The sequence below is a fragment of the Reichenbachiella agarivorans genome, assembly GCF_025502585.1.
In the GTDB taxonomy this organism is placed as follows: Bacteria; Bacteroidota; Bacteroidia; order Cytophagales; family Cyclobacteriaceae; genus Reichenbachiella; species Reichenbachiella agarivorans.
This window is the reverse complement of sequence record NZ_CP106679.1, coordinates 3,042,078-3,066,836: the sequence shown is the minus strand read 5'-3', so window position 1 is coordinate 3,066,836 and position 24,759 is coordinate 3,042,078. Positions and strand designations below refer to the sequence as shown.

At 41.9% G+C, this 24,759-nt stretch carries 31 protein-coding genes; 26 read left to right on the top strand and 5 right to left on the bottom strand.

Features of this window, described 5'->3' with window-relative positions:
- The first annotated feature begins 9 nt into the window (after positions 1–9).
- Positions 10–633, top strand: a complete 624-nt coding sequence (locus tag N6H18_RS12935; RefSeq protein ID WP_262308694.1) for a deoxynucleoside kinase — start codon at positions 10–12, stop codon at positions 631–633.
- A 710-nt stretch (positions 634–1,343) separates the two neighbouring features.
- Positions 1,344–3,359 (top strand): dipeptidyl peptidase 3, encoded by a 2,016-nt coding sequence (locus tag N6H18_RS12930; RefSeq protein WP_262308693.1) that lies wholly within the window; start codon positions 1,344–1,346, stop codon positions 3,357–3,359.
- 61 nt (positions 3,360–3,420) lie between these two features.
- Here the strand turns inward: N6H18_RS12930 and N6H18_RS12925 are convergent, their stop codons facing one another.
- Entirely contained in the window at positions 3,421–4,062 is a 642-nt protein-coding gene (locus N6H18_RS12925; RefSeq protein ID WP_262308692.1) for a peroxiredoxin, read from the bottom strand.
- Positions 4,063–4,390: 328 nt separating this feature from the next.
- Here N6H18_RS12925 and N6H18_RS12920 point away from each other — a divergent pair, with 328 nt between their 5' ends.
- On the top strand, positions 4,391–5,380 hold the full coding sequence (locus N6H18_RS12920; RefSeq protein ID WP_262308691.1) for an LLM class flavin-dependent oxidoreductase: 990 nt from the start codon (positions 4,391–4,393) through the stop codon (positions 5,378–5,380).
- Positions 5,381–5,465: 85 nt separating this feature from the next.
- On the opposite strand, the gene N6H18_RS12915 is transcribed toward N6H18_RS12920, so the two are convergent.
- On the bottom strand, positions 5,466–6,455 hold the full coding sequence (locus N6H18_RS12915) for a GlxA family transcriptional regulator (protein ID WP_262308690.1): 990 nt from the start codon (positions 6,453–6,455) through the stop codon (positions 5,466–5,468).
- Positions 6,456–6,590: 135 nt separating this feature from the next.
- Between N6H18_RS12915 and N6H18_RS12910 the strand changes: the two genes are divergently transcribed.
- The 19 genes from N6H18_RS12910 (at position 6,591) to N6H18_RS12820 (ending at position 18,213) form a co-directional block, all read left to right on the top strand.
- The gene (locus N6H18_RS12910; RefSeq protein WP_262308689.1) at positions 6,591–7,007 is read left to right on the top strand and encodes an SRPBCC family protein; all 417 of its coding nucleotides are present in this window, start codon (positions 6,591–6,593) and stop codon (positions 7,005–7,007) included.
- Positions 7,008–7,128: 121 nt separating this feature from the next.
- Entirely contained in the window at positions 7,129–7,977 is an 849-nt protein-coding gene (locus tag N6H18_RS12905) for a VOC family protein (RefSeq protein ID WP_262308688.1), read from the top strand.
- Entirely contained in the window at positions 7,974–8,393 is a 420-nt protein-coding gene (locus N6H18_RS12900; RefSeq protein ID WP_262308687.1) for a VOC family protein, read from the top strand. Before N6H18_RS12905 ends, N6H18_RS12900 begins: the two co-directional genes overlap by 4 nt.
- A 26-nt stretch (positions 8,394–8,419) precedes the next feature.
- Positions 8,420–8,794: a DoxX family protein gene (locus tag N6H18_RS12895; RefSeq protein WP_262308686.1), complete on the top strand. Its 375-nt coding sequence runs from the start codon at positions 8,420–8,422 to the stop codon at positions 8,792–8,794.
- A 5-nt stretch (positions 8,795–8,799) separates the two neighbouring features.
- Positions 8,800–9,018, top strand: coding sequence for a DUF4287 domain-containing protein (locus tag N6H18_RS12890; RefSeq protein WP_262308685.1), 219 nt, complete (start codon positions 8,800–8,802; stop codon positions 9,016–9,018).
- 1 nt (position 9,019) lies between these two features.
- Complete coding sequence (locus N6H18_RS12885) at positions 9,020–9,658, top strand: DUF1801 domain-containing protein (protein WP_262308684.1); 639 nt, start codon at positions 9,020–9,022, stop codon at positions 9,656–9,658.
- Positions 9,655–9,900, top strand: a complete 246-nt coding sequence (locus N6H18_RS12880; RefSeq protein WP_262308683.1) for a hypothetical protein — start codon at positions 9,655–9,657, stop codon at positions 9,898–9,900. Before N6H18_RS12885 ends, N6H18_RS12880 begins: the two co-directional genes overlap by 4 nt.
- Positions 9,901–9,977: 77 nt before the next feature.
- Positions 9,978–10,604, top strand: coding sequence for an RNA polymerase sigma factor (locus N6H18_RS12875; RefSeq protein ID WP_262308682.1), 627 nt, complete (start codon positions 9,978–9,980; stop codon positions 10,602–10,604).
- Positions 10,604–10,852: a hypothetical protein gene (locus tag N6H18_RS12870; protein ID WP_262308681.1), complete on the top strand. Its 249-nt coding sequence runs from the start codon at positions 10,604–10,606 to the stop codon at positions 10,850–10,852. Before N6H18_RS12875 ends, N6H18_RS12870 begins: the two co-directional genes overlap by 1 nt.
- On the top strand, positions 10,849–11,328 hold the full coding sequence (locus N6H18_RS12865; RefSeq protein WP_262308680.1) for a hypothetical protein: 480 nt from the start codon (positions 10,849–10,851) through the stop codon (positions 11,326–11,328). Before N6H18_RS12870 ends, N6H18_RS12865 begins: the two co-directional genes overlap by 4 nt.
- A 39-nt stretch (positions 11,329–11,367) precedes the next feature.
- Positions 11,368–12,138 carry a YHYH protein gene (locus tag N6H18_RS12860; RefSeq protein WP_262308679.1) on the top strand — a complete coding sequence of 257 codons (771 nt, stop codon included), beginning with the start codon at positions 11,368–11,370 and terminating at the stop codon, positions 12,136–12,138.
- A gap of 106 nt (positions 12,139–12,244) precedes the next feature.
- A complete protein-coding gene (locus tag N6H18_RS12855; protein ID WP_262308678.1) occupies positions 12,245–12,721 on the top strand; it encodes a toxin-antitoxin system YwqK family antitoxin in 477 nt (158 codons plus the stop codon).
- Positions 12,714–13,358, top strand: a complete 645-nt coding sequence (locus N6H18_RS12850; protein WP_262308677.1) for an SCO family protein — start codon at positions 12,714–12,716, stop codon at positions 13,356–13,358. The genes N6H18_RS12855 and N6H18_RS12850 overlap by 8 nt, the downstream gene beginning before the upstream one ends.
- 24 nt (positions 13,359–13,382) lie before the next feature.
- The gene (locus N6H18_RS12845; RefSeq protein ID WP_262308676.1) at positions 13,383–13,706 is read left to right on the top strand and encodes a Spy/CpxP family protein refolding chaperone; all 324 of its coding nucleotides are present in this window, start codon (positions 13,383–13,385) and stop codon (positions 13,704–13,706) included.
- Positions 13,707–13,758: 52 nt separating this feature from the next.
- Entirely contained in the window at positions 13,759–14,307 is a 549-nt protein-coding gene (locus N6H18_RS12840) for a MepB family protein (RefSeq protein ID WP_262308675.1), read from the top strand.
- A 280-nt stretch (positions 14,308–14,587) separates the two neighbouring features.
- Positions 14,588–16,069 (top strand): vanadium-dependent haloperoxidase, encoded by a 1,482-nt coding sequence (locus N6H18_RS12835; protein WP_262308674.1) that lies wholly within the window; start codon positions 14,588–14,590, stop codon positions 16,067–16,069.
- A gap of 38 nt (positions 16,070–16,107) precedes the next feature.
- The gene (locus N6H18_RS12830) at positions 16,108–16,563 is read left to right on the top strand and encodes a doxx family protein (RefSeq protein ID WP_262308673.1); all 456 of its coding nucleotides are present in this window, start codon (positions 16,108–16,110) and stop codon (positions 16,561–16,563) included.
- Positions 16,564–16,809: 246 nt separating this feature from the next.
- Positions 16,810–17,430 (top strand): thioredoxin family protein, encoded by a 621-nt coding sequence (locus N6H18_RS12825; protein ID WP_262308672.1) that lies wholly within the window; start codon positions 16,810–16,812, stop codon positions 17,428–17,430.
- Positions 17,431–17,439: 9 nt separating this feature from the next.
- A complete protein-coding gene (locus tag N6H18_RS12820; RefSeq protein ID WP_262308671.1) occupies positions 17,440–18,213 on the top strand; it encodes a hypothetical protein in 774 nt (257 codons plus the stop codon).
- A 64-nt stretch (positions 18,214–18,277) separates the two neighbouring features.
- Here the strand turns inward: N6H18_RS12820 and N6H18_RS12815 are convergent, their stop codons facing one another.
- Entirely contained in the window at positions 18,278–19,531 is a 1,254-nt protein-coding gene (locus N6H18_RS12815; RefSeq protein WP_262308670.1) for an MFS transporter, read from the bottom strand.
- Between the two features lie 204 nt (positions 19,532–19,735).
- On the opposite strand from N6H18_RS12815, the gene mltB reads away from it, so the two are divergent.
- From mltB to N6H18_RS12795, 4 genes are all read left to right on the top strand, one after another.
- A complete protein-coding gene (mltB, locus tag N6H18_RS12810) occupies positions 19,736–20,716 on the top strand; it encodes a lytic murein transglycosylase B (protein ID WP_262308669.1) in 981 nt (326 codons plus the stop codon).
- Between the two features lie 88 nt (positions 20,717–20,804).
- A complete protein-coding gene (locus N6H18_RS12805) occupies positions 20,805–21,719 on the top strand; it encodes a helix-turn-helix domain-containing protein (RefSeq protein WP_262308668.1) in 915 nt (304 codons plus the stop codon).
- A gap of 96 nt (positions 21,720–21,815) precedes the next feature.
- Positions 21,816–22,577, top strand: coding sequence for an SDR family NAD(P)-dependent oxidoreductase (locus N6H18_RS12800; RefSeq protein WP_262308667.1), 762 nt, complete (start codon positions 21,816–21,818; stop codon positions 22,575–22,577).
- A gap of 180 nt (positions 22,578–22,757) precedes the next feature.
- Positions 22,758–23,081: a hypothetical protein gene (locus tag N6H18_RS12795; protein WP_262308666.1), complete on the top strand. Its 324-nt coding sequence runs from the start codon at positions 22,758–22,760 to the stop codon at positions 23,079–23,081.
- Positions 23,082–23,337: 256 nt separating this feature from the next.
- Here N6H18_RS12795 and moeB read toward each other — a convergent pair whose 3' ends face one another.
- Positions 23,338–24,474: a molybdopterin-synthase adenylyltransferase MoeB gene (gene moeB, locus N6H18_RS12790; protein ID WP_262308665.1), complete on the bottom strand. Its 1,137-nt coding sequence runs from the start codon at positions 24,472–24,474 to the stop codon at positions 23,338–23,340.
- Positions 24,475–24,476: 2 nt separating this feature from the next.
- The gene (locus tag N6H18_RS12785; protein ID WP_262308664.1) at positions 24,477–24,755 is read right to left on the bottom strand and encodes a MoaD/ThiS family protein; all 279 of its coding nucleotides are present in this window, start codon (positions 24,753–24,755) and stop codon (positions 24,477–24,479) included.
- Between the last annotated feature and the right edge of the window lie 4 nt (positions 24,756–24,759).

The following is a 24,759-nucleotide window of genomic DNA, read 5'->3' as shown; positions in this document are numbered from 1 at the left end:
CAAAACAAAATGATCAAACACATCGCCATAGCCGGAAACATCGGAGCAGGCAAGACAACGCTTACCAAAATGCTTGCCAAACACTATGGTTGGGAAGTAGAACTCGAAGAAGTAGACAACAACCCCTACCTGGAGGATTTTTACAAAGACATGGCGCGCTGGTCCTTTCATTTACAAATCTACTTCCTCAACAGTAGGTTTGGTCAGGTTCACCAAATTGCCAAAAAAGACAGGCCTGTAATCCAAGACCGTACGATCTACGAAGACGCCTATATTTTCGCCAAGAGCCTCTATGATCAAGGCTATTTTAGTCCCAGAGATTACGAAAACTATTTGGCACTTTTCAAGTCTATGATCAAATATGTCAAGCCGCCAGACCTGCTTATCTACCTGCGCTGTGACATTGATCATTTGGTTCGCAACATTGAAAAAAGAGGGCGAGAATACGAAAAAACAATTCGAATCGACTACCTCAGAGAGCTCAAAGAGCACTATGAAACATGGATCCAAAACTACGATGAAGGCAAGTTGCTAATCATAGATGTCAACAAACTCAACTTCGTAGACAAACAGGAAGATTTTGCACAGATAGTATCCAATCTTGACAGAGAACTCTTCGGTTTATTTAGCTAGTCCTACCACCCGTGTAGTTGTGCTGCGTGTTAGCCCATGGCACAACTACACCGTTCGGTTGAGAAATGCTATTGTCACAGCAGAGATCGAAACAACTATCCCCTGGCTTGACCTCCCAAACATCACTCTAATTGCCAGCGTGAAATTTGCACTAATCCAAGACAGCAAACACATATACCCCAAGACTGTAGTCTTCAATACCACGGTGAGGCTTACAACCAACACGGAATCGATGAGCATGAACAAAAACCCCGTTTACATGCAGCAATGAGGCTTTTTCTCCACCTTTTCAAACACCTGTGTTTGACCGATGAATCACCTGTGTTTGATCGGTCAATCACCTGTGTTCGGACGGTCAAACACAGGTGTTCGTTTCACCGAACACTTGACATGCTTTGTTTCATCTACTTTTCAACCTCCATTTTGAGCCTTTTCCCCTCAAAAACACCTACTGACTTTCTCTTCATATTTGTACTATTCAAAGAATCTGATTCTCACTCCTCTGGAGAGGTAGTCCAAAAGACAACTGGAGCAATTCGTACACAACAGGTATTAATAGACAAGGGTGAGTCAGATCAACCATGATTGGCTCTCCTACGCAAGACACGAGCCACCCTGATGATTAACCATTCATCAAATCTCTATTAACTCCTGAATTACATAATTCAGGGTTAAATTACATCAGACTAAACACAATGAATGATAACAACATGAAACATTACATCTACATTCCCATGATATGCCTGCTCATCTATGGATGTCAGCCAAAAGAAAGTTCCAAAGTACAAGAAACACCAGAGACTGAAGAATTCAAGTATTGGACGGAGCAGTTTGCCGACCTGAAAATCTACCGCTATCAGCTTCCTAATTTTGATCAACTGAGCCTCGACCAAAAGAAACTTGTTTATTATTTGGCACAGGCGGGACTCTGTGGCAGAGACATCATTTATGATCAAAACTACCGACACAACCTGACCATCCGCAAAACACTGGAAAACATCATCAATCAGTACGAGGGAGACACCACCAACCAAAACTGGAAATCCCTCATGGAATATACCAAGCGAATATGGTTTGCCAATGGCATCCATCACCACTATTCGATGAGTAAAATCATGCCTGAGTTCTCGTCCGAGTATTTTGACAGCTTGTTGCTCGCTACGAATCAAGAACTCAATGAGGAAGTTCTTTCTGCCATCTTTGATCCTGCGGTAGATAATAAAAAGGTAAACTTGGATGAAAGCAAAGGTTTGCTACTTGGTTCAGCGACGAATTTTTATGCCCCAGACATCACTGCCGATGAAGTAGACCAGTTTTACACGGACATAATCGACAAGAACACAGACGAACCCATCTCCTATGGTTTGAATTCCAAGTTGATCAGAAACCAAGAAGGACAGCTGGAAGAAATCGTTTGGAAATCGGGGGGATTGTATGGATCCGCCATCGACCAAATCATCTATTGGTTGGAAAAAGCCAGTACAGTCGCCGAAAATGAAGCACAAAAGAAGGCGCTGGACTTGTTGATTGCCTATTACCAAACTGGGGATTTGAAAACATGGGATGAGTACAATGTCGTGTGGGCAGGTGCTACCGAAGGTGACATTGACTACATCAACAGTTTCATCGAAGTGTACAATGACCCCAAAGGTTACAGAGGTTCGTTTGAATCCATCGTTCAGATCAAGGATTTTGATGCATCAGAACGCATGCAGGTTCTCTCTCACAATGCGCAGTGGTTTGAAGACAACTCTCCCATCATGGAAGAACACAAAAAGAGCAATGTGGTAGGTGTGAGCTACAAAGTAGTGAATGTCGCCAGTGAGTCTGGAGATGCCAGCCCATCCACTCCTATCGGTGTAAATCTACCCAACGCCAACTGGATCAGAAGCAAACACGGCTCAAAATCAGTAAGCCTAGGCAACATCATAGATGCCTATACACAAGGCAGTGGCTCTGGGTTGGTAGAAGAGTTTGCCTTCACAGAAGAAGAGGTCGCCAGAACCAAAAAATATGGTGTACTGGGAGACAAAATGCACACCGCACTGCATGAAGTCATCGGTCATGCATCAGGACAGTTGAATCCTGGTGTAGGTACACCCGCAGAAACTTTAAAAAATTACGCCTCTACCCTAGAAGAAGGTCGTGCAGATCTAGTGGGTCTGTATTACCTACTCGACCCAAAACTGGTTGAGTTGGGATTAATCCCTAGTTTAGAAGTAGGTAAAGAAGAATATGACAGCTACATCCGAAACGGCCTGCTCATACAGCTGCGCAGATTGAAACCCGGTGAAGACATCGAAGAAGCCCACATGCGCAACAGAGCCTGGGTATCCAATTGGGCATTCGAACAAGGTCTCCCAGGACGAGTGATAGAAAAAGTATTGAAAGAGGGCAAAACCTATTATAAAATCAACGACTATCAGGAGCTACGTATGATCTTTGGCAGATTGCTCAGAGAAACCCAGCGTATCAAGTCTGAAGGAGATTATGAAGCGGCAAAGGCTTTGGTAGAAAACTATGGCGTAAAAGTAGACCCTGTGATTCATGCTGAAGTCCTGTCCCGAGCCGAAAAACTGAATATCGCACCTTATGGCGGATTCATCAACCCTGAGTTGATCCCAGTCACTGATACCGCTGGCAATATCACAGATGTTACGGTAGCATATCCAGAAGACTTTACAGAGCAAATGCTCTACTATGCGAAACATTATTCGTTCTTGTAGCACATGAAAAAGGCCGTTAGAAAACAATTCCTAACGGCCTTTTTTATTTCACAACCCTGAATTATTTCAAATTAGGTTGTGGGGTCATTCTCAAATATGGTTTGATCTCCGTATATCCTTTTGGGAACAAAGACGGAATGTCTTCATTCTTCACAGCAGGCACGATCACACAATCGTCACCCGCTTTCCAATTGGCTGGAGTAGCTACCTTGTGATAGGCCGTCAATTGCAACGAATCAATCACACGAAGCAACTCATCGAAGTTTCTACCAGTAGAAGCCGGGTAGGTAATCATCAGCTTGACTTTCTTATCAGGACCAATCAAAAAGATAGATCTCACAGTCATCTTATCATCGGCATTGGGATGAATCATATCATACAAAGTCGCAACTTTCCGATCCTCATCAGCGATGATTGGAAAGTTGACAGTAGTCTTTTGCGTCTCATTGATGTCTTTGATCCATCCTTTGTGAGAGGTGATACCATCTACACTTAGTGCAATCACCTTGACATTCCTCTTGTCAAACTCTGCTTTGTAATTGGCCACTGCACCTAGCTCAGTTGTACAAACAGGTGTATAATCAGCAGGGTGGGAAAACAAAACGCCCCAGCTATCTCCTAGCCAGTTGTGAAAATCAATTTTTCCTTCTGTCGTTTCTGCGGTAAAGTTTGGAGCTATGTCTCCAAGTCTAATAGTACTCATTACGTGAATAATTTAAAGGGTTTCAATAGATATCATATACTCACAGGACTTGATCATCTCTGTGGATAGTCTTAATTTAAGTATAAATATTCTGCAAGCCCCTTGTTCGAGATTGAAACAAGGACGATTTGAACAGTCACAACCCATGATACGAATAAGAACCCTGTTTGATTCACGATCGTCTCATTTATCCCACACAATGACTATGAAATATATTTGACGATCATTGTAGCATATTTCAATAACCTTTTGCCTGCAATACAGTTTGAAAGCAATAAGTAAATGTTACCCCCAAGAGCTGAGCCCCTGCAGCTAGTAATTTGATACAATGAAAAAAGAGTTGAAGAATATTCCTCTGTCAGTTTTGGATTTGGCAGTGATTCTCGAAGGATTTGGTCCTAGCGAAGCATTTAAAAATAGCCTAAGTCTGGCTCAAAAAGCAGAACAGCTCGGTTACAATCGATTTTGGTTGGCGGAGCATCACAACATGGATAGCATCGCCAGTTCTGCTACAGCAGTCCTGATCGGACATGTCGCTGGTGGTACCTCTACCATCAGAGTAGGCTCGGGCGGCATCATGCTTCCCAATCATGCGCCTCTGATGGTAGCAGAGCAGTTCGGCACCTTGGAATCTCTCTATCCTGGCCGAATTGACTTAGGGTTGGGCAGAGCTCCTGGCACAGATCAGCAAACAGCCAGAGCACTCCAAAGGGACGATGAAGCGGCTTATAAATTCCCTCAGACAGTCAGAGAATTACAAAATTATCTATCCGATGACAACCGACACTCAGCGGTCAGAGCCATACCAGGCGAAGGGTTAGATATTCCTATTTGGATCTTGGGCTCTAGCACAGACAGCGCACACTTAGCGGCTTCATTTGGCCTCCCCTATGCCTTTGCAAGTCACTTTGCACCACAGCAACTGCACCAGGCATTGAAGATCTACCGAGACAGCTTCAAACCTTCGAAGTATTTGCAAGAACCCTTTGTCATCGCCTGTGTCAATGTAATTGCCGCAGATACGACTGAGGAAGCCGAGCTAATCTCTACGTCCATGAAGAAGATATTTATGGGCATACTGACACGTCAGCGTCATCCGCTACAGGCTCCAGACCCTAAGTTTGTGTTGCCTCGTGAGTTCGAAGAAGCACTAAAACCCTTCCTCGCCTATTCTTTCATAGGAGATGCGGACGAAGTAGGAAGTCGCCTCGACCAGTTTGTAGAAGACACACAGATTGACGAACTGATGGTGGTATCACACATCTATGATCACCAGGCTAGGCTAAAATCCTACGAGCTTTTGAAAGGTCTGCAATAGTTATTCGCAGCGTGCTGTAAGCTAAATGCGAGGATTCAAAATTTTCGTAAAGAGATGAATCTCAAGAGCACAGCAAGCTACTGGATCAAGGCAACTGACTCCCTACTTCCTGCTTGTTGTACTTGTTTCGATACTCAATAGGTGTGAGACCTGTTATTTTTTTGAATACCGTCCTAAATGCCTTTGTATCTGTATAACCTACAGAAAACATCACTTCACTGATGTTTCTTTGACTGCTCTCAAAGTTGCGTTTGGCTGCCTCTATTTTCACTCTTTGGATGTATTCGATCACGGTATTGTTGGTAGCTGACTTGAACCTACGCTCAAAACTGCGCCGACCCACTGCTACGCTGTCTGCCAGATCAGCAATCGTGATTTTGTCCTGATAGTGTTGTTCTATGAACAACTGGGCTTTTAATACCTCCGCATCATCGTGATTTTTTTGTCCTTCAAACATCATAAAGGCAGCCTGGCTATCTCGATCTATATCCACAGCAAAATACTTGGAAGCCAAAATCGCTGTGTCTCGGTCTGTGTATTTCTCAACCAAATAGAGCAAGAGACTCCAGTAGGAATTGGCTCCTCCACTGGAATAGATGCCATTTTCTTCTGTAATGATACTGCCATCCACAAGATCCACCTCAGGAAAACGATTTCTAAAATCATTGGCAGAGTTCCAATGGGTAGAGCATCGCTTGCCGTCCAACAGACCCGTAGAGGCCAACAAGAAAGCCCCAATGCAAAGGGAGGCTACTTCGGCTCCACGCTGATGCTGACTCACAATCCATGGGATGTAAGCTTGATTGAGATGCAGTGCCATATCCATGTCCCCGCTCAACGCCGGGATGAAAATCAAATCCGTTTTATCAACCTCATGCAGCAATTTTTCGGTGTGCACGGTGTACAAACTTCCTTCGAGTTTCACCTCTTTGGTCAAACCGACCAGTTGCACATTAAATAGCGGTTCTTTGCCAGAAAATTGTAAAAACTGATTGACCGCCTTGAATATGTAATGTGGATCGGCGATTGCTTCGATCACGGCAGTTTCTAGAATGAGAATCGATACATTTTTCATGGTATAGGAGTTGATTGATACTGTAAAAGTAGAAAAACATCTTGTCATTATCTGCCCTTCAAAGTGTCGCATTTGCACTTCAACGATTAAGAAAAGAATCCTCAATTTTGTATCATCACAAAAACAAAAAATATCATGAAAACAAAAATCACAGTAGAAACAAACATTACTGCTCCTATAACCAAAGTATGGGAAGTTTGGACAAAACCAGAACATATCACACAATGGAACAATGCTTCTCCAGATTGGCACACCCCTAGGGCAGAAAATGATTTGAGAAAAGGTGGACGATTCACTTCAAGAATGGAAGCCAAAGACGGTAGTTTTGGGTTCGACTTTGCTGGCGTGTACGACGAGGTAAAACTCCATGAGTTGATTGCCTATACGATGGAGGATGGCCGAACGGTCATGGTACAATTCACCAGCTCAGGGAATCACACCAAGCTAACGGAGACTTTCGATCCTGAACATGAAAACCCAGTAGAAATGCAAAAAGACGGTTGGCAAGCAATATTGGACAACTTTAAGAAATACACCGAATCCCTTGCATGATGAATGTAGATTACTAGACACTAGATTTTAGACAAAAAATCATAGTGTCTATAATCCTTATCTACTTTTAGAAACGACTTACATGATGCAGACTAACGCTTTTCTTAAAAACTAAACACCCATGAAAAATCCAATATATCCATGTCTTTGGTTCGATGGCAATGCCAAAGAGGCAGCAGATTTATACTGTAGTATATTCCCCCATGCAAGAGTTACGGCAGACACTCCTATGGTGGTTAATTTTGAAATGTCCGGCCAAAAGTTCATGGGACTCAACGGCGGCTCCATGTTCAAAATCAATCCCTCCATCTCCTTCTTCGTCGTTTGTGAAAGCATAGATGAGATCGATCTGGCATGGCAGCAACTCTCCAAGGGTGGCAATGTACTCATGCCTTTGGACAAATATGATTGGAGTGAAAAATATGGATGGATTCAAGACAAATTCGGAGTTAACTGGCAGCTGTCCTATGGCAAGCTGTCCGAAGTGGGTCAAAAGTTTACCCCAACTTTGATGTTTGTAGGTGAGCAGCACGGCAAAACGATAGATGCAATAGATTTCTACACCGCTATTTTTGAACCGTCCAGTATCAGAGGTGTGTTGCGCTACAGTGAGGCGGATCAAGAGCCTACAGGGACGGTCAAACACGCACAGTTTACGCTTGACAAAACAGTGCTTATGGCAATGGATAGTTCGTACGAACATGATTTTCAGTTTAGCGAAGGGCTTTCATTTGTGATAGATTGTGAGACTCAGGAAGAAATCGATTACTACTGGCAAAGGTTGACAGAAGGTGGTCAAGAGAGCCAGTGTGGCTGGCTCAAGGATCCGTTTGGCGTATCATGGCAGGTAGTACCTACCGTATTGGAGAGTCTGATGAGCGATCCTGTCAAAGCGCCTAAAGTCACAGCTGCCTTTTTGAAGATGAGTAAGTTTGATATTGAGACCTTAATCAAAGCCTCAGAGTCATGAAGATACATTCCTATTTGACATTTTCTGGCAATTGCAGAGAAGCGATGACCTTCTACCAATCTTGTCTAGGAGGAACCCTGAGATTCCAGACCATAGGAGACTCTCCACTCTCAGAGAAAATGCCACAACGAATGAAAGATTGTATCCTTCACGCTGCGTTGACCAAAAACGACCTGACCTTGTTGGCCTCAGATATGGTAGGACAATCTGGTTTGAACCACGGTAATGCGGTCTCTTTGTCTCTAAGCTGCGGTAGTGAGGAAGAAATCAGGTCTTGCTTTGAAAAACTGTCCGCAGGAGGAATAGCAGAACACCCTCTGGAAGACTCCTTTTGGGGAGCACTATTTGGAAACCTGACGGACAAATACGGCAACCACTGGCTGCTGAACTATGAACGGAAAGGTATTGAGTATTGAGTATTGAGTATTTTAAATCAAAAACAATGAAAAAGACAAAAATAACCTTTTGGATTACCACAGTAATCATTTTCCTATTTGAAGGTGTAATGCCAGCCTTGACTGGTCATACCGAAATGGCCAAAGAAGGCATCAGACATTTGGGTTATCCTGAGTATTTTGGCACAGCCTTGATCCTATTCAAGGTAGCAGGCACCTTGGCGCTCATCATTCCCATAGTACCCAAGAGAATCAAAGAATGGGCTTATGCTGGATTTACATTTGATTTTCTTTTTGCCATGATCAGTCATTGGGTAATAGACGGTTTTGGATTTCAGGCTGTATTTCCTTTGATCGTTTTAGGTATTTTGATGCTCTCGTATTTTAGCTACCACCAACTGCAATCCAAGCCTCAAAACTAAGTGACATGTCATTTCAAGCGTACATCGACAACATCAAAGCCAAGACTGGAAAATCACCAGATGACTTTAAAACATTGGCGGAGCAAAAAGGCTTCATCCAAAATGGTAAACTAGTCATTGGTCTCAAAGCTGGACAAGTACTGGACTGGTTGAAAAAGGATTTTGAACTGGGCCATGGACATGCCATGGCCATCTATGCCACTTTCAAAGGAAAAACCGAATAGTATGAAAAACTCTGAAATAGACCAATACATCCTCAGATTTCCTGAAGCAGTTCAACGGCAGCTTCAGGAGATCAGAGCGACCATCAAAGCAGCTGCACCAGAGGCAGAAGAAAAAATGAGCTATGCCATGCCTACATTTTTTCAATACGGCAATTTGGTTCATTTTGCAGGGTACAAGCATCACATTGGATTTTATCCTGCTCCGTCGGGCATCAGCCATTTCCTCCGAGAGTTGTCTCCCTACAAAAAAGCCAAAGGCTCTGTTCAATTCCCTTTGGATCAACCCTTGCCACACAGTCTGATTGCGAGCATCGTAAAATTCAGGCTAGAGGAAAACTACCAACAAGCACTCGTCAAAAAGAAAATTAAGACCTGTGCCCAAGGTCATCAATTCTACAAAAGCACAGACTGTCCTACTTGTCCCATTTGTGAAAAACACAATCGACCTAGTCAGGGATTTCTATCAACGGTCAGCGCCCCAGCTCGGCGCGCCTTGGAGAGGCAAAACATCAGCAGTCTAGAGCAACTGGCCACCTACAGTGAAAAAGAAATTTTAGAATTGCATGGCATTGGCAAAACAACCATGCCAAAACTGCGTAAAGCACTGGCAGACTCAAAACTCAACTTTTCTAAACCATGAATCATCAAGATACAATCATGATGAACCCAACCTATATCGAAGTATTCAAAACAAATGTTGACTGCCAGCACAAAGCCGCAGACATACTCAAAGAATTGCTCAATCTATTTTCCTATTCGGAGGCCAATTTCGATTTGGATGATTGTGACAGAGTACTAAGAATCGTAGGTGAAAACATCGAAATCAAAGAAGTGATCAAACTAATTAACCAAACAGGATATCACTGTGAAGTGATGTCCTGATCACAAGCAACTATTCGCTCTTTCATTTCATTACTAGAACTGTTGAATATCTCAAATAGTTTCTGGAAATTACCTATATGAATGAAAGCAGTTTGTTAAAGGGAATTGCCTCTGGCAATCAAACTGCCTTTAGACAATTGTATCAATTGTATTCGGACAAGGTTTACAACACAGTGCTCAGCTACACTCAAAATGTGGAAGACGCAGAAGAAATCTTACAAGATGTGTTTATTAGCATTTTTGATACAGCTGCCAAATTCCAATACAATTCTACCATCAATACTTGGATTTATAGAATTGCGGTCAATAAATCATTGGATTTTCTAAGAAAGAAGAATAGTGCAAAACGCAAAGGCATCTTTCTTTCTCTCTACAAAAAAGACTCTCAAGAGATCAAGTATGATAGTACAGACTTTATACATCCTGGGGTAAGGTTAGAAAACCAAGAAAATGCTGCTACGCTGTTCAAAGTAATCAAGAAGTTGCCCGATAATCAAAAAACTGCTTTTATACTTACACATATAGAAGATCTATCACAACAAGAAACAGCAGATGTAATGAAGATCACAAGAAAAGCAGTGGAATCACTGATACAACGTGCCAAGGCTAATCTCAAGAAAGACCTAGAAAAATATTTCCCAGAACGAGGTACACAACAATTAAACACGTCTAAAGAAACATGGACAACTGGAAAGAGGACATAATGAATAGCTTGAAAGGGACAGAAAGAGCACAAGCAGCTCCTAATGTCTTCGAAAAGATTCAAAGAAAAATAGACCAAAGAAGCAACAGGACTTCCTCAAAAGGATGGATGAGTGTAGCAGCTGTGCTAGTACTATTGATATCTAGTAATATCATATTGATCAAAAATTATTACAGTCAGCCCACCTCCACTCAGACCGATCAGACCTATGACAATCTTGTTTCAGACTATAACATATATGAGTTATGAATAGTAATACAATATTCAAAGTTGGGCTTGGTTGCATGATGATACTCAATGGTATTCTTATATACCTACTTATCCAAAATCATCCTCCGCACAAACCTAGGCCTAATGGTCAAGTATTAATCCAAATCAGCGAACAACTACAACTATCACCACAACAAAAGGAAGCATACGAACGATCGGCACAGTCACACGACCAGTCGATGAGGCAGATCAACAACAAACAGAAGGAAATACTTAAACTATATTTTTCCACACTCAAAACAAACAACCATACCAAGGACAATCATGAAGATTTGATCCTCCAAATTCAATCCCTAGAATCAGAAAAAACAATCGCGACCTACCAGCACTTTGAAGAACTAAAAAATATTTGCAATGAATCACAACTATCCAGTTTTGATCAAGTTGTAGATCAATTGATATCTCTTCTTTTGCATAAAGAAAAAAATAATCACCCTCCTCCGAGGGGACACTAAATAAAGTTCGTCTAAATAACTATTAATAAGCCAATACAAATGAAAAACAAACAGATAGTTATCAAGACAATTCCTCTGCTCATATTGTTGTTCCTCTCCTACTCGTTCATTGCATGTCAAAATGATGATATACATGCAAATGATGATAGCGATGAAAACACAGTCACAGAACTGCATGCTGCTTTTGCTGAATTTGACACTAACGAGACTGACATCTACATAGATGGGACTCAAATAGTCATCGAGACGACAGGTCGTCCTAACCATAGCTCTGTATATTGGGGAAAAACCAATGCGCTCTACAAAGAAGAACCTACGGTAAGTTTGACTCCTTCATTGATTCCCAACTATAATGCCGACGCAACCTTGAGAGTATCTGCTAATCCTCAATTGGCCAGTCAATCAACGTCAACTTCACTAGGAGCCATCGGCATTGCCGTTAGTGGAGCTGCCATTTTCAATGATCAAGAAGGAAATGGTGCTTTGAATGAAGCTGCATCAAGTCTCGATTATTCAGGCGGGCATATTGGTCCAGCCGAGTATCATTATCACCTTGAGCCTGCAGCTTGGTCATATGATGATGATGTCCTCATTGGAATCATAGCGGATGGATTTTTCATCTATGGTAGAAAATGCCATGCAACTGAAACATATCCAACTGACCTAGACGAATCGGGAGGACATACCAGTGTCACACAACATACTGATGTAGCAGAATATCACTATCACATAAAAAATGAGCTATACCTCAATCAATATTACATCCTCTTCCCTGGTGAATATATGGGGACACCTAATGCAATTAATTAATTATGCAGGATTATTATGGCCCTGTCTTCTGATGATATCTTGTCACTCATCAGAAATGACAGAGATACCAGTTGCAATTGATGATATACAAATAACAAAGGATAAATTGATACTAATAGCTAATAAGGGACAATGGCACTACCAAAATGAACCCTTTACAGGCTATGCGATCGCGTTGTACCCTGATGGTAGCATGATGGAGAGAACAGGATACTACCATGGAAAAAAGGAAGGTATCGCCAAAAAATGGTATCCTGATAATTCTATACAAAAACTATCCTACTACCATCAAAACCGACTAAATGGAACTGCCAAATCATGGTGGAAAAATGGACAGATGAGCTCAGAGTCCCAGTATGTGAATGGTGTCAAACATGGTATACAGAAAAAATGGTTCGATAATGGTCAATTGGCACGGGAAAATCACATCATCGAGGGAAAAGAAGAGGGTATGCAAAAAGCGTGGTTAAAAAACGGAAAGCAATATGTCAACTGTGAAATAAAGAATGGACGCATCTATGGCCTTAAACGTGCCAATCTGTGCTATGAATTGTTTGAAGAAAATCTAGAAATCAATGATTAATCGTATGCTGGCATTATGCGTAGTAATGATCAGTGCTTGTACTCAATCCAAAAATAATACGAGCACCACTGATACTTTACCCTACTATAGTGAGGCAAGCTTCACACCACAATGGTTCAGTACTGACTATGAGCTACCTACTGATTTTCATCAGATTCCTCCTTTTAGACTCATCAATCAAACTGGTCAAACTATTACTGAGCAGAGTGTAGAAGGTAAAATTCTAATTGTTGATTTTTTCTTTGCTTCATGCCCAGGTATTTGTCCCAAGATGACCACCAATATGTCTCTATTACAACAGGAGTACTTACCCGACACCATGATTGTGCTACTGTCCCATTCAGTCACACCCGATCGGGATAGTGTATCTGTACTGAGACAGTATGCTGACAACTACAAAGTCATAGATGGAAAGTGGCACCTGCTGACTGGTGACCGCACCCAAATTTATGAGCTTGGTCGGAATCATTATTTTGTTGAAGAGAATTTAGGTAGAAGCAAATCACCCGATGATTTCCTACATACAGAAAATTTCATTCTCGTGGACCAAAACCGTCACATACGTGGCATATACAATGGACTCAACAAGTCCTCATTAAATCAATTAATAGCTGATATAAAAATTCTTAAACAATAATTGTAAAATTTAGAAATATAAAAGATGAAACAAATAGTAATGATCACAGCCCTATTGTGTCTTGGTACTGGACTGATGGCTCAAGGACAAAAAGGTAGTAAACAAGGCCCTCCACCTGAAATGAGCATAGAGGAAATCACAAAAGAATTGAGTTTGACAGACGACCAAGTGACACAATGGGAAGAGATTCATAAAAAGTATCCCAAACCATCATCTGGACAAAGACCATCAAAGGAAACTATGGAGGCAATGACTCAAGAAATTGAAGCGATATTAACCGATGAACAAATAGAAAAATTCACTGCTATGAGAGAAAAATCCAAGAAGCAGGGTCCTCCAAGAAACTAAAACAAATACCTCCAACTGGCAACATTGCTTATCAGTTGGAGGTATAATCAAAATGTATCCAACTACGCCTCACCCTAAGTCGCCTTTCACAGACCTCTCACTCACTGACAAACTAGTATTCTCTCCTCTTGGACTGAAGTTGCAATATTTTGCTCTCGAATCCGAAAGCCAAGAATATAATGCTTGTCGCTTTGAGTTGAATGACAAAAAAGTCGTCTACCGATCTGCCAAAATCACCCCTACCAAAACGGGGCAATTCGTGACGCTCTGGAAGAGAGACCCAAAGGGGTCAATTCAACCTTTAGATGGTTCAGACACACTTGATTTGATCATTATCCTAACCAAAAAAGATAAAAATCTAGGTCTATTCATTTTCTCAAAATCTATCTTGATAGAAAAAGGAATACTCAACACTCCCAACAAAGGAGGCAAAAGAGGATTTAGGGTTTACCCCTCTTGGGATAAAACGACCAACCGACAAGCTCAAAGATCACAAGACTGGCAAAGTGATTACTTTATTCAATTCGATATACTCAATGCATCCATCCCTAAACTCCTAAGACTATTTGATTTGCATAGTGAGTCTTCAGATTTCAATTGATTTTCCAATACTATTAAGTCTAGATTGGCTTCTGTCCATCGCTCCATCAGCGAGTCAGGTACAGGGACGAAGGAGTAAGTAAATGAACTCAAGACAATGTCTTCATCTCTTGCTGATTCTAGCTTCACAGAGTCAATGTTTGAGTTTGGTTTTTCATCATTTAATTCCACCATTTCATCCATCCAAATCCGTACTTCATCCTTTTCCTGTCAAGTGCATGGTATTAAGTGGTAGTATTGATACTGAGAAAGAGATTATCATTCTTTCAAAAACAAGCAATATGAATAGACTATTACACACTGCGATCATCATCGCTATCCTGCTGACTTCCTGTACCTCAGACCAAAAAGAAGAAGCTTACGTCCCCATGGGACAAGATAATATTGCCTACAAGTGGGGAAAAATCGCTTTGGAAGCTACTGCCAATGACACAGATATGTTCAAACCAAGGCCCACTATCACCAGCCGCTTTTTAGGTTTGATTTTCACCTCCATCTTCGACGCATGGACACGCTACGACGAAAAAGCTACGCCAGTGTATTTGACAGGAGTAGAAAGAAGGCCTCTGGAAGAATTAACCACTAAAAACAAAGAAATAGCCATCAGCTATGCAGCCTATAGAGCCTTGTCAGAATATTACTACTCAGACTCTACCATGTATCGTGAGTTTATGATCTCTATGGGACTTGACCCATACAATGTCTCAATGGATCCTACTACTCCCGAAGGCATAGGCAATCTAGCAGCCAAAGCGGTCATCGATGCAAGAAGAAATGATGGATCGAATCAATACGGCGAACTGTCAGCAGATGGCAAACCGTACTGGGACTATACACAGTACAGCCCAGTCAACAGCGTAGACGAAAATGTAGATTTGATCAGATGGCAGCCAAAATATTTCAAAGACAGCGAAGGCAAGCAATTTGCCCCGAGCTGTCTGACTCCTTACTGGCAATTGGTCAAGCCATTGATGTTGGATTCATCTAGTCAATACCGTCCAGGTCCTCCTCCAGCGATAGGTTCAGAGCAACTTGCCGCGGAAGTCAAAGAAGTCATTGATCTACAAGCGAACCTAACCGACGAGCATAGAGCGTTGGTAGAGTTCATGAGAGACGGACCTAAATCTGTACAACAAGCAGGTCACTGGCTTCTCTTTGCTCAACAAGTATCGGTCCGTGACCACCATACACTGGACGATGATGTCAAAATGTACTTCTATGTAGAATCTGTTGCCATGGATGGTTTCATTGCCTGCTGGGATGCAAAAATGCACTACGATTTTGCTAGACCCTTTGCTCTTGTGCATGACTACTACCAAGATCAAGTCATCAAAGCATGGGGAGGTCCTGGAATAGGGATGACAGAGATGAAAGGTCAAGATTGGAGACCTTACTCTCCCGATTCATTTCTTTGCCCTCCCTTTCCGAGCTATGTCTCAGGACACAGTACGATCAGCGGCGGATGCGCCGAGGCTTTGCGCCTATTCACTGGCAAGGATGAATTTGGATCATCAGTCAAGCTAGTCCCTGGTATCATGACCGAGCCAGAAAATTTGGGAGATACGGTGACGCTACACTTTCCCACTTTCACCAAAGCAGGTGAAATGGCTGGTATTTCAAGAGTAATGGGAGGCTACCATATCCAAGCAGACAATATAGAAGGATTGAACCTAGGACGAAACATCGCACAAGACATCTGGAAAAAGTATCAAAAACTTATCGGTGAGTATGCCAATATAGATGAATCACAAGCAGGAATTTGAAAACCTATGTTTGGATTATTAGATTCAAGAACGGAAAAATGAGTGTCAAAGAAATATCAGACCGAATAGACTTCCGCTTTCATCAATTAGTGGATCGCTACAGCCTTGTACTGCTAGAATTATCCATTGGATTGACTTATCTCTGGTTTGGGATCTTAAAATTCTTTCCTAGCAGCAGTCCTGCAGAAGTGCTAGCAGCTGATACCATGGAGATTATGACTTTTCATCTAGTCAACACAGGCTGGCTCATCAAAGGATTAGCTACTTGGGAAGTACTGATCGGACTATCTCTGATTCTAAGGTTTAGATCTAAGTATGTCTTATATCTATTGCTTGTACACATGGGAGGGACACTTTCTCCCATGATCATTTTTCCAGAACAAATTTTTGTATATCCTCCATTCGGATTCACTCTGGTAGGGCAGTACATCATGAAGAATTTTATCATCATCAGTGCAGCACTTGTCATTTATTCAAAAAGTAATAATCGTTAAAGCTCCTATATTTACGTTGGTAAGATAAAAGGAATCCTCTAAGGGGTTCCTTTTATGTTTTCATCCTAGACTCTCCAGACCAATTAAAAACAACCTGATGATACCATAGCTATCTGCCAAAAAACAGCCTCAAGAAGTGAATATTCATGATTTATTAACATTCAAGTGTTAATAAATCATTTAGATTTGCCCATTCCCTTCTGTATTGTAGTAGCTCCATCTATCATTCATTGCATTTAGTGAATTATGCTCAGAAAAATACTTGCCACATTTTTAATACTATTTGTTTTTGCTTCTATCGGCTTCTTGTTTTGGCAACAAGAGTTGCAATACATCTTGCCTACTCCCATTCCTGCCGACTACAAAATTGTGCCCGTCAATGAAGTATTATCCATCAATGACAGCAGTCTGACTCCTCAGCACAAACCAAGATTCTATCATTTTTTCAAACCAACCTGTCCGTGTTCCCGCTTTAACGTCAAGTATTTCAATATACTCCGTCGCAATTACGAATCCCAAGTAGACTTTATAGTTGTCCTACCAGAGGGGAGTGATTATCAAGAAGCTCTAGACTACTTTGACAAAGATCAGGTGCTCACCATAGACCAAGACATGAGGCTGGCACATGAGTTTGGCGTGTATTCTACCCCTCAGGCGGTGATTGTGACAGCAGACCAAAAACTTTATTATCGTGGCAACTACAACAAAGCCAGATACTGCACAGATCCAGGTAGCAATTTTGCGCAAATGGCCATGGATTCACTCATTCAGCATCGTCAGGCGCCAGATTTTGGACTTTTGTCTACTGTATCTTATGGCTGTGGCTTGCCCAACGAAGATTTTAACATTTGGACACTAAACCTTTAACTTGATATCATGAGTAATTCTCACTTATTAAACAAAAAACAAATTGCAAAGGTATTGGCTCCCTACCGTAAAAAGGCGGATCAATACATGACTCGTGTACTCTTGGTACATGCAGGTATTGCACTATTCCTAGCATTCTTTTACAATACATGGTTTTTGGGTATTGCTGTCAGCGTACTCGCGACGGCTGCTTGGTTTGGGACCAAAGCATTGCTTCCTGAGAGCAGTACGCATCGCTATCTTGCCAGTTCTCTGTTAGGGATATATGTTGCCCTGTTTATTTACCAGATGCATGGTATGTTCGAAATGCACTTCTTTGCATTCATCAGTGCAGCTATTTTGATTATTTATCAAGATTGGAAGGTACAGATTCCATTGATCGTGTTTATTGTCGTACATCATGCTTCATTTGCTTACGCACAATTTGCAGGAGTTCCAGATGTTTACTTCACCCAGCTACAATACATGGATTTGCAGACATTTGTATTCCATGCCGTCTTGGCTGTAGCTGTTGTAGCGATTTGTGGCAAATGGGGACATTCCTTTAGAGAGAATACGATCAATGACGCGATCACCAAACTTCAACTCCGTGCATCGAACAAAAAAATGGCTGATATCAACAAGGCGCTCCATAGTGTGAAACAGCAACTCGTCAAGAAAAACGAAGAATTAAACATCAACAATGAAGAACTCAATCAACGCAACGACGAGCTGATCAAAACCACACAAAAACAAATCGAAATCAACGCCAAACTAACGGACATAGATTGGAAACTTTTTTGATCTAGGACTTTAGACCAATTAGCATCAATAGCACAATACTATCAACATGGGCTATTGATGCCTACTACGATTCTAGTTCCTTTTTCAAATCCAATCTTCGAAGTGCAGGCACTAATATACCTGTACCCACTACGGTGATCAAGGTCAGTGTCCCTCCTAGCACCACAGCCCTGGCCGTACCAAAGAGACGCGCCGTGACACCACTTTCAAACGCCCCCAGTTCGTTGGACGAACCGACGAACATAGAGTTGACCGAGGAGACCCTGCCTCGCATGTGATCTGGAGTTTTCAACTGTAGGATGGTTTGGCGGATAACCATACTGATACCATCTGTCACTCCACTGAAGAAAAGAGCCAACAAGGACACCCAAAAAATCGTGGATAAACCAAATGCTATGATGCATAGACCAAAACCAAAAATTGACGCCAATAGCTTCCACCCAGCAGAGCGATTGAGTGGGAAGTAAGCAATGGTCATCATGGTGATGAACGAACCCACAGCAGGAGCTGCTCTGAGCATGCCATAACCTGTGGAACCCACATGCAATATATCTTGAGCAAATACAGGCAACAATGCTACTGCCCCTCCAAACAAAACAGCAAACATATCCAAAGTAATGGCTCCTAAGATCACTTTGGTATTGAATACAAAATTGAGTCCTTCTTTGAGGCTCTGCATGATAGGCTCTCCTTTTTTGGTATTAAGGATCGGTTTGGGCGGGATACGAAACAAAAAGACCAGTGCTACAAATGCAACCACCACTATAAGCAACAGCGACCAATGCACACCCAACCACCCAATGGCAAACCCTCCTACTGCTGGCCCTACTACGGCTCCCATTTGCCATGCTCCGCTGCTCCAAGTCGCAGCATTTGCGTAAAGTGACTTGGGTACTACCAAGGAAAAGAGAGAGAAGATCGTGGGACCCAAAAATGCCCTGATGACACCTCCAAAAAAAACCAATCCATAGATACTCCACACAATGGTTTTGTGACTTAGTGTTTCATTAGCTGTCGGCCAAGTCAGCAGAAAAAGTCCCGTACTGATCACCAGAAAACTGAGTATACACATCACCAGCAGGTTGCGCTTTTCCATCTGATCCACAAAATGCCCAGCAAACAGCGCCAATGAAACCGCCGGAATCACCTCCATCAGTCCAATCAAACCTAGGGACAAAGGATCTTTGGTCAGCGCATAGATTTCCCACTCAATCACCACAAACTGCATCGCCCATGCAAATGTCATAGCGAAACGCAAAAGCATAAAAATACGGAACTCAGAAAGGCGGAGTGCAGCGTAAGGATCGTTTGAATTCATGTATCTATGAAGAAAAGCCAAAAGTAGCTTTCTAGCTTCATTCGCAAAGTATTTATTATTGATTTGTCTTAAAAAAATCTGGGTTTGTAAAGCCTATCATGAAATATACTGTCGTCTCCTCCATATTGTCAGTTCGGATCAACAACTTTGCCACACAATCAGGCATCATTATTGATTTTACTGACTAAAACTATCTTAACATTTATGCAATTCATCCCTCGTATTTTTACCATCCTTGCTTTTCTACTTGTCTCTATCAGCTCATTGGCTCAGATCAACCAAACCGATGTAGATGATTTCGTCCGAATCTATGCCTCTCAAAATCACTTAGCCCTTGAAGACATCGAAGCAATTGTAAGCAAGGCAACTTTCCAACCTTCCATCATCGACAAGATGACCAAACCTGCAGAGCAAACCATGACATGGACGCGCTACAGGGGACTGTTCTTGACTGATGCCCGTATCGACGAAGGCATCAAATTTTGGGCTGCCAACGAAACAACACTCAGACAAGTGAGTAAACAGACAGGTGTATCTGAAGAGGTCATTCTGGGAATCATCGGTGTGGAGACTTTCTTCGGCACCAGAGCAGGGAGCTATTCGGTACTAGATGCATTATATACTTTGGCCTTTGGCTATCCCAAGCGCTCAGCATTTTTCAAAGCGGAGTTAGGCAAATTCCTTGAATTGTGTACAAGAGAAAATCTCGACCCACTGAGTATCAAGGGATCCTATGCTGGAGCAATGGGTTACTGCCAGTTCATGCCTAGTAGCTATTTGGCATACGCCAAAAACTTTGATCAACAAGGCAGCACAGATCTCATGAACAATGTGGATGACGCCATAGCAAGTGTCGCCAATTATATCCAGGTGCACAGATGGCAACCTGGCAAACCTGTAGTAACCAAGGCAATCGTCACCGATAGTGCCAAACTGCCATTGGCGAAGCAATCCGTCAAACCCAGTGAATCAATCAAAACGTATCAAAACATGGGGTTTCAGACTGCAGATGGTAGCAGCACCAACGAACAAGTAACACTACAGGAGTTTGTGCTAGACGAAGGCAGCGAATATTGGTTTGGATTCAACAACTTCTATGTGATCACCCGATACAACCATAGCCCACTCTATGCACTTGCAGTCTATCAATTGGGCGAAGCGATCAAAACCAAGAAAGCAAATTGAACAATTTAGTTTCTGCAAGTTTTTTCATAGCAATTTAGAAGCTCCCATTCGAGTCAGTATATTTGAATCATACAAATAGAATCGAATCATGAAAAACACTAGTCTTGAAGAATTTTATGATCATCTCAATGTCCATATACCTTTAGGAATCAGTAAAGAGATTGGACATTTCAACATATTCGATACGGGAGAAATCTACCAAAAGGTTAAAGAGAAGGGAGAGATGCCTTATAACAAAAGAGCCTACTACAAAATCAGTCTCATCCATGGAAAAAACCGCGCAGAATATGCCGACAAGGTAATTCAGATCGAGCAAAACGCACTGCTTTTCGCAACCCCAAAAATCCCATATAACTATATCCCTGAAAACGGTCGGCAAGCAGGTCAGTTTTGCATATTTACTGAGGAGTTCTTTACCCAATCCATTAGTGGAATCGTCCTCGATGAATTTCCTATTTTTATGTCAGGAGGCTATCCTGTGTTTGAGTTGAAAGACGAAGAAATCAAAGATATATCGCATACATTTAGTAAGATGAGTAACGAAATCAGCTCTGATTATGCCTTCAAGTATGATCTGCTAAGAACCTATGTCTTAGAGTTGATTCATTATGGGCAGAAGCTCCAGCCTGCTGCTACTCTACACCCTACTCACAATGCAGCTGTACGGGTCACTTCATTATTCATAGAGTTGCTAGAGAGACAGTTTCCAATCGAATCTCCTCAGCAGAAACTCAAGCTGCGTAGTGCGAGAGATTTCGCGGATCATCTAGCCATTCATGTCAATCACCTCAACAAAGTACTGAAAGAAAACACTGGTATAACCACTACCCATTTCATCACAAAAAGAATATTGCAAGAGGCAAAAATATTACTCAAACAGACCAACTGGTCTGTCTCTGAAATTGCCTATTGTTTGGGATTTGAAGAGGTAGCTCATTTCTCCAATTTCTTTAAAAAACAAACTGATCTTGCTCCATTCAATTACCGGAATTGCCCCCAATAATTTGATATTTGCAAATAATGGATTGATAAATACAAACAGACACCCTGATCTTGAGTAGATCTTTGCCCAATAATATTCTATAAAACAAAATCACTCATGACAACAAGCAAAATAGCACTAATCACTGGCGGTAGCAGAGGGTTAGGCAAAAATATGGCACTTCGTTTGGCCGACAAAGGAATCGACGTAATCCTAACGTATCAAAACAATGCAAATGATGCTGCTAAAGTAATCGCCGACATCAAAAAGAAAGGACAGAAAGTATTAGCCTTACAACTCGACGTTGCACAAAACAAGAACTTTGACAGCTTTTACAATACAGTAAAGACCGAATTGAAAAACACCTTTGGTACAGAAAAATTTGACTTCTTAATCAACAATGCTGGTTCAGCGTTATATGCGTCTTTTGCCGAAACTACTGAAGTTCAATTTGATGAAGTTATAAACATTCACTATAAAGGAGTTTTTTTCTTAACTCAAAAGGCATTACCAATACTTAGTGATGGCGGACGAATTATTAATATTTCGTCTGGTCTTGCACGCTTCTCTCTCCCAGGATCCTCTGCGTATGGTTCTATGAAAGGAGCAGTAGAAGTCCTTACAAAGTACCTTGCGAAAGAATTAGGTTCTCGTAAAATTACTGCCAATGTAGTTGCACCAGGTGCTATAGAAACAGATTTCGGTAATGGACAAATCAGAGACAACAAAGAGGCAAATAGCATGATAGCAAATCTTACGGCTTTGGGTCGGGCAGGATTACCTGATGACATAGGTGGAGTGGTAGCATTCCTCTGTACAGAAGATGCCAAATGGATCAATGGCCAGCGCTTAGAAGTATCTGGTGGAATGATGCTGTAACTCTCTCTACGGCATGCGCCAGGCGGTTGTATTTGATACCTTTTTAACAGCGTGTTTTTCATTTTAGAATAAAAAAACTCACCAAGGTATAAATACGTTTCCTATAAAGATTGTATGACACAAGTAGTATTAACCATTTGGTTCGAAATAGAACCAATGTACACTTAAAACAACCTAGATATGGACACGCATAATTTTGATACACTCGCAGAAGCATCCAATGCCCTGACCAAAGATGGCTTTACAGACAACTTTAAGACAAAGGACAACTCAATCGTCGCACTTTATGCCAAAAGAACTTATCAACCAGAGGATCTAAAAATTGTACACTCCTTTCGGTTTGAAGGGATGACAAACCCCTCAGATCAGACCGATTTGTTTGGGATCATTGCCCATGACGGGATCAAAGGAACACTAAGCATGAGCTATGGAGCCAACAGCGATGAGAATCCCGAAATGATCAAGCAAATCCCAATGGATGTCAAGCAAGAACGTTTTCAATAAAGCTCCGTCTTATTCGAACGGTTTGAGTGGTTCCCGACATTTAATCACTAGTATTACATCGGGATCAAGATGATTTCATACAGAATTCTAAAGAGCAGACCATGGGTAAGGCACAAGACGCCAAGAAGAGCGTAAAAAAAGAGGCTACTAAATCACCAAAAGAGAAAAAGGAAGAGAAGAGATTGAAAAAAGCCAAAAAGAGCTAACGCTCTGAGAAACAAAATAGCCCGATTCAGTCGGGCTATTTTGTTTCCTCTTAATATTTTGCCATTTCAGGATCGATATGCTCTGCCCATGATAGAACTCCTCCTTTGAGGTTGTAGAGATTATCAAAGCCCTTAGTCTTGAGAGAGCGAAGTACATCTGCACTCCTATTGCCACTTCTACAATACAATACCACAGGTTTGTCTTGTCTGATTTGATCGAGCTGTGCTTCGATCTGACCTTGAGGAATCAATTCTCCACCGATGTTGGCGATTTCGTACTCATAGGGTTCACGGACATCGATCAACTGAAACTGTCTTTCGTTATCCATCCATTCTTTGAGTTCCTGAGCGGTGATTTCTGCTACAGCCTCTGGTTGGTCTTCATGTCCAGAGCCACAGAAAAATTCATAGTCGATGAGTGCTGTCACTGGAGCCGTATTTGGATTCTTACGGATTTTCATCGTGCGAGTCTCAAATGCCAAGGTGTCGAACAAAAACAAACGACCACTGAGCGGTTTTCCGATCCCTGTGATGACTTTGATTACTTCGTTGGCCTGCATCGTCCCGATCATACCTGGTAAGACGCCCATCACGCCGCCTTCCGAACAACTGGGTACCATCCCTGGGGGTGGTGGAGAAGGAAATAAATCTCGGTAATGTGGTCCGCGCACACCGTCTTGGTCTGGATAATTGAACACAGATACTTGTCCTTCGAATCGAAAAATAGAAGCATAAACATTCACTTTGTCCAAAATCACACAGGCATCATTGACCAAATAACGTGTCGCAAAATTGTCCGTCCCATCTGCGATCACATCATAATCCTTGATGATATCAAGTGCATTTTCAGAAGTCAGGGCTGTATCATGGACTGTAAATTCGATATAAGGGTTGAGCTTCTGCAAACGTTCTTTCGCTACTTCTGCTTTGGGCCTCCCGACATCCTCTACCGTGAATAAAACCTGACGTTGCAAATTCGAATCATCTACCACATCAAAATCTACAATTCCCAGATGTCCCACACCTGCAGCAGCCAAATACAGCAGTACAGGACTACCCAGTCCTCCACTACCTATCACCAATACTTTGGCTTCTTTCAGCTTGCGCTGTCCCTCGATGTTGAACTCTGGTATGATTAGGTGACGGCTGTAGCGTTCTAACTCCGCTTTGGAAAATGTAATTGACATATTTACTTTGTTCCTCCTGCTATGGCTGGTATGATACTGATGACCGTATCAGATTCTATACTTGTCTTTTCATTTTCTAGGGACTCAATATCATCTTCACCTTTATAGATTCGAATAAAACGCTTGATATTTCCCTCTGCATCGAAAATTTGCTTTTTCAAATCTGGAAATTGAGTCACTAAATTTTCGATGGCAGACAATACATTGTCTCCGACTACATCAATTGTCGATTGATTGTCTGCAAATTTTCTAAGTGGGGTGGGTATGATGATTTCTGCCATGTTG